Origin of the sequence: Craterilacuibacter sp. (assembly GCF_051659485.1) — a bacterium.
Classification (GTDB): domain Bacteria; phylum Pseudomonadota; class Gammaproteobacteria; order Burkholderiales; family Chromobacteriaceae; genus Craterilacuibacter.
Genome location: NZ_JBOFOO010000043.1, coordinates 1 through 1,349, shown reverse-complemented (window position 1 = coordinate 1,349; position 1,349 = coordinate 1). Strand labels below are relative to the sequence as shown.

General features: G+C 61.1%; 2 protein-coding genes. Both read left to right on the top strand.

The features are described 5' to 3' along the window. Window positions 1–61: 61 nt before the first annotated feature. Complete coding sequence (locus ACRC1E_RS01330; protein ID WP_438513310.1) at window positions 62–688, top strand: LysE family translocator; 627 nt, start codon at window positions 62–64, stop codon at window positions 686–688. A gap of 77 nt (window positions 689–765) precedes the next feature. Further along, window positions 766–1,349: class II fructose-bisphosphate aldolase (locus ACRC1E_RS01325; protein WP_438513309.1), on the top strand; the 584-nt coding region annotated here is incomplete at its 3' end.

Sequence of the window (1,349 nt, the reverse complement as noted above, 5' to 3'; positions counted from 1 at the left end):
CATGGCGACGATGCGGCTAATGGCATAAACTGGACGGGTTTATCCTAATTTGGTCATCCCCATGTCGCTGGAAAGCTGGTTGTTGTTCGTGGTGACAGTGTTTTTTGTGTCCGCCACGCCCGGCCCCAATATGTTGCTGGCGATGACGCACGGCATACGCTACGGCGTGCGCCATACGCTACCCACCATGTTCGGGCTATTGTCGGCGCTGGGCCTGATTATGGCCGGCTCGGCTGCCGGCCTGGGCGCATTGCTGGCGACCTCGGAGCTGCTGTTTTCCGTGGTCAAATACGCCGGTGCCGCCTATCTGATTTATCTGGGCATCAAGACCTGGCGCGCCAAGCCCGAGGCGCTGGCGGAAAACAATAGCATCTCGCCCGAAGGCAGCGTGTGGACACGCTTTCGCACCGGTTTTCTGGTGGCGATGAGTAATCCCAAGGCCTTCGTGTTCTTTACCGCGCTGTTTCCGCAGTTTATGGATGCCCGCCTGCCACAAGGCCCGCAGCTGCTGATTCTGGCCGGCACATTCTATGTGATCGAATCCAGCTGGCAGTTCGCCTATGCCGCTGGCGGCGCGCGCCTGAAAAACTGGCTCAACAGCCCGCTGCGTCTGCGCTGGATGAACCGCTGTGCCGGTGGCGCCTTTGTCGCTGCCGGTGTGGCGCTGACTTCGGTCACGCGCCATTAAACCCGTCGCGGCATTCGCCCGACCCGATTGATTGACGGCGGCCAGCACCGACTGCGCCCGCCCTACTGGAGAAAGACATGGCTCTCGTTTCTATGCGTCAGCTGCTGGATCACGCGGCAGAATTTTCTTATGCCCTGCCGGCGTTCAACGTCAACAACCTCGAGCAGATGCGCGCCATCATGGAGGCCGCCGACCAGTGCGATGCACCGGTGATCGTGCAGGCCTCGGCCGGCGCGCGCAAATACGCCGGCGCCCCTTTTTTGCGCCATATGATTCTGGCGGCGATTGAAGAATTCCCGCATATCCCGGTGGTGATGCATCAGGATCACGGCACCAGCCCCGATATCTGCCAGCGCTCTATCCAGCTGGGTTTCTCCTCGGTGATGATGGACGGCTCGCTGAAATCCGACGGCAAGACCCCGGCCGACTACGACTACAACGTCGATGTGACCCGCACCGTGGTGAACTTTGCCCACGCTTGCGGTGTATCGGTAGAAGGCGAAATCGGTTGTCTGGGCAGTCTGGAAACCGGCATGGCCGGTGAAGAAGACGGCGTCGGCGCCGAAGGCGTGCTCGATCACAGCCAGCTGTTGACCGATCCGGAAGAAGCCGCCCGCTTCGTGCGCGACACCGGTGTGGATGCACTGGCCATCGCCATCGG